At 38.0% G+C, this 4,885-nt stretch carries 2 protein-coding genes; both read left to right on the forward strand.

Going from position 1 to position 4,885, the window contains the following annotated elements; all coding sequences use genetic code 11:
• A partial coding sequence (locus GCCT14_RS03520; RefSeq protein WP_157952568.1) for a DALR domain-containing protein occupies positions 1-805 on the forward strand: 805 nt, incomplete at its 5' end.
• A 235-nt stretch (positions 806-1,040) separates the two neighbouring features.
• Positions 1,041-4,885 (forward strand): hypothetical protein (locus GCCT14_RS03525; RefSeq protein WP_157952569.1); only part of this gene is annotated, 3,845 nt, incomplete at its 3' end.

Here is a 4,885-nt window from a genome sequence, read left to right on the forward strand (position 1 = left end):
AGATGGGACTGTTTTTTGGGATAGTCCTTGGGGAAAAGGTCGTCCGGGATGGCATATCGAGTGCAGTGCTATGGCGAATGCAATTTTAGGTCCTACTATCGATCTTCATTGTGGTGGCATTGATAATCTTTTTCCACATCATGAAAACGAAATTGCTCAATCTGTTTGTTGTAATGGTGTATTGTTTTCTAAGCATTGGTTTCATGTTTCTCATCTACATGTTGATGGGAGAAAGATGTCTAAGAGTGCTGGTAATTTTTACACCTTGCGTGACTTACTTAATGAAGGAGTTGATCCATCGGCTCTGCGTTACCTTTTACTTCAAAATCATTATTCCGCATCTATGAATTGTACGCGTGAATCTATCCATGCGGCACATCAAACAGTTTATAGATTGGAAGAAGTTAACAGTGAATCTGAAAGCATTTCAGAAGATGTAGCTCAACCAGTGGAAGAGTTTCTGAAAAAATTCTGGGAAGGGTTGCTTAATGATCTCAATACACCTCTCGGATTAGGCTTTTTATTTGAAGCTATTCGTGAGATTAATCGCCTTATAGATACGGGATCTATCAGTCGAACGTTATCTATTAAGATAATAGGATGGTTAAGTGAGTGTGATACAATTCTTGACCTTCGAGATCGCGATTCTATCCCTCTTGCTGTGCAAGTCTTAGTTGAGAAAAGAAATGAATCTAGGAAAGCCAGGAATTGGTCGGAATCAGATCGATATCGTGAAGAGATCGAATCGCTTGGTTTTATCCTAGAGGACTTTAGTGATGGATCAAGAATTCGAAGAAGGCTTTGATTCGTTCTAATGGAATTAACTTTCCAAGTTATCTACCCATACAATCGTGAGTGAATTCACATCTTTTTTGTTTTTCATCCTGGTTGTCAATAGATGTAAGCTGTTATCAGAGCTCTAGATGAATTAGGTTAAGACTAAATTGTTTTAACCTTTCACGTGATCAATTATAAATGTTGTTGTTTCGACACTCGAATTGCGTTTTCGATTCTTCAACTGTTAATTGGTATAGAAAACTGTGTCCTTATCTGTTTCGCACGTAAGTGGTCAAAGCACTGTTGGACAGTATCAAATTCCAATTCTATCTTACGATTCATTCATCCAGAAAATACGAGATTTTTCCAGAGTAAAGTTTCATGAAGAAGTAGGTACTGGCGGTCGCTCTTGTTGTGTTCGTCGAGAGTTATTTTACAACGCAGGAATAGATTTAAAAGGAGAGGGATTCAGGGACCCGAAACTGAATGTATCTTTGGATACAAGACCGGAAAGGGGACCATTTCAATCTGGAGAATTATTTATAGTTTCCGATCCTCCTGGTGGTGGAATTTACTTGTGTTTCATTCCTGATCCTCATGCCAAGAAAAGAGACACCAAGACTAAATGGGGGAAGGATGTTAGAGGTGAATGTGCAGACTTGGCTAAGAAAGAACCTCAGTTTTGTTTGTCGGGTTGTGTAATTTCAATTTTGAGTTGTAGAAAGGCCTTTATACAAGATGGTAATTTGCATGGTGTAAAAATAACCATTTTATCTCGTAATTCTATTGCTCCGATTATTTTTTGTGAGAGATTAGCTGAAGACGTTTCATCTATTGAAAGGCCACTTTCTCCTGTTGGCATAGGTCCTAATGAAAATTTTGTAAGAGTAAGTTTTGTTACAAACGAATGTGGATTCGAATTTGAATCGTTCGTTCCATTTTTGACCGAAGATGAATTAAAAGCAAAAATATCGGATTTTAATTTATCAGATATCAGGGATCAACCTAAGAGACGTACTGTCTATGAATATATCTTTCAGGATGGATCTCCAGGGCATATTATTAGCTTTCCTTTTGGCTTAAGGCGTAGTGTTTTTTCAGGAAATTCAGAAGGAGGAACATTTTGCCTTTCATATCGTGAAGATGCCGATCAATCAAAGAACTTATTGCAGATTATTTTCATTGCCCCTGAGCTTTCAACGAAAAAACTCGGGGCAACTTCTCAGAAAGTCCACACATTTCAAAAATGGCAAATTGGGGATCAACCGCTAAAGCAGAGCCGACCTACATCTCCTATTTTTAGATATTTTGCCCATGGCGTGACTTTTGTAAAAGTTTCTGAAAATGAGGTTAGAGTACAAGGTCTAAAGCTGAAATTACTTACATCAATAAAAGGTTTTGGTGGACTACTTGTTACTAAAGAGCAGGCAGATGCAACACAAAGCACATCAAGGACTACTACTGATGATTCAGGAGAAGGGACATCTGGGCAACATGCAGAAGGGTCGGAGCCTGGAACATCTACTAAGAGTGTAGGTGAGGCCTCTTCTCGAAAAAGAAAATCATCTGGGGCACCTGAATCAGATTCTCCTATTCCAAAACGTGGAGCTCAAAAATTTTTAAAGTACGCAATGTCTTCTGAATTTTTTACGCAAGGAATAGAAGAACGTCCTGAAGATATGGATGTAACTGGTTCTGAATCAGCTATGTCACATGAAGAGGCGTCATTGCGAACATCACCAATTGTTGAGGTTGAAGAGGCAGAAGAAGTTGCTTCTGAAATTGTTGTGCCTAGTCAAGCAGATGTTGCGGTACAAACATCACTAATTGTTGAGGTTGAAGATGTAGTAGAAGAAGCTGCTGAAGTTGTCACGCCTAGTCAAGCAGATGTTGCGGTACAAACATCACCAATTGATGAGGTTGAAGAGGCAGAAGAAGTTGCTTCTGAAATTGTTGTGCCTAGTCAAGCAGATGTTGCGGTACAAACATCACCAATTGATGAGGTTGAAGAGGCAGAAGAAGTTGCTTCTGAAATTGTTGTGTCTAGTCAAGAAGAGGTTGAATCACAAGCGTCACCAATTATTGAGTTTGAAGATGTAGAAGAAGGAACCTCTGAATTGGCCTTGATTCGGCAGGAAGAGGTCGCATTGCAAGCTTCTATGATTGAAGATGCAGGAGAAGGCACTTCCAGTTCAACCATGCTTTCGCCTATGCGATTAAGTAGCTCTTATGATCAGGTCGTAGTTGAAGATCTGTTTTTGAGTATTCCTTATATTATTGATGTTGAGCGTCATCAAGAGTATCGAGTCCGAATTCTAAATTTCAATCAGTTCATTCATAGAGTGCAAGATTTTTACGACTCAAGAATCAGCAAAAAGTCAACTAATAGACGTATAGGCAGATCTTCTTGCGTTATTAGAGATGTGCCATCTGACGAAGCAAATGTACGTCATGAATTGTTTCTGATTCCAAAAGCAAAATTTTCTGACAAATATTGCAGCACTCCGTTACTTCATGGGGAATTAATACTTGTTACAAATCCTCCTGAAGGTGGAGTTTATGTGTGTTTCATCCCTGATATTAATAGTCAGGGACATTTTAAGGATATAGAGTTGAAAAAATTTACTAAATTAACAAAGTTATATCCAACTTTTTTTGCAGATTCCGAAATTTTTTATTTTACAAGCAGATACATTTCAGTTTTAAGGGTTAGAAGAGCTTGTTTAGATCTTTCTTCTTTTAATTTTACTGGGATAAAACTTTCTATTTTATCAGCAAAGAATGTTCTTCCAATTGTTGCTTGTGAGATATCAGGAGTTAATCTTTTGCCATTTGAAAGAACACTTAATCCAGTTGGAGCAATCTCATGTAAAAAATTCACAAGAGTGAAATTTTTCACTTCTGAGCCTGGATTTTTAGGAGAATCTTATATACCAGTTTTAAATGAAGAAGAATTGCAATTCGAAGTTGTTACTCAACTTGGCTCAACGTATACAATGTATAGAGCATACAGAGAGAATGCTGTTAGTAAGATATTAGATAGCGTATTCAAAGGTGAGCTTATTAGCTTTCCTCTTGGTGTTTGGCATGATTTATTATCAGGAAAAGTAAAAGGAGGATCTGTTTGTCTGAGCTATATAGAGGGGTCAGAGCAATGTTCATCAGGCGTACAAATTACTTTCTTAGCACCTGAGCTTTGCGTAAACAATATTCCACCTGTTGCTCGTGGTTTACATATATTTAATAAGAGACACACAGATGGATATGAACCTCTAAAAAGTAGCAGGCCAATGAGTCCCATTTTTCATTACTTCGTAGAAGGAGTAAATCTTTCAAAGGCTTCACAAAATGAAATGCAGTTGGAAGGACTTAAATTAGAATTTCTTACTTCTGTAAAGGGATTTTCTGGATTACTTGTTTCTCGTGTTGACTGCACCTCGATTTCAGGGCAATCTACTACAGAAGCTGTTGATCTATCTCAGGAAGAAGAAGAGTTAATACTTGCTGCTTTTTCTTCAGAACAAGGATTACAAATTAGTAGTGAAGAAGGAATTGCAGATCATGACTATGCATGTGCATCAACTTCTATGTTACAAGAAAGTGTTGAGTTACAAGTGGAGGAAATTGAACCCACTTCCAGTGCGCCTAGTCAATTTCAGGAAGAAGAGTTAATACTTGCTGCTTTGTCTTCACAACAAGGATTACAAATTAGTAGTGGAGAAGTAATTGTAGATCACGACTACGCACGTGCATCAACTTCTATGTTACAAGAAAGTGTTGAGTTACAAATGGAGGAAATTGAACCTATTTCCAGTACGCCTAGTCCATTTCATGAAGAATTAACGATTGCTGCTTTGTCTTCGTTACAAGAAAGTGTTGAGTTACAAGTGGAGGAATTTGAACCTACTTCCAGTACGCCTAGTCCATTTCATGAAGAATTAACGATTGCTGCTTTTTCTTCAGAACAAGGATTACAAATTAGTAGTGAAGAAGGACTTGCAGATGGCGAATGCGCATCAACTTCTATGTTACATGAGTGTGCTGAGTTACAAGCAGAGGAAATTGAATCTGCATCCAGTACGCCTAGTCAATTTCAACCGGAAGAGTT

The organism is Candidatus Similichlamydia epinepheli (assembly GCF_003056015.1).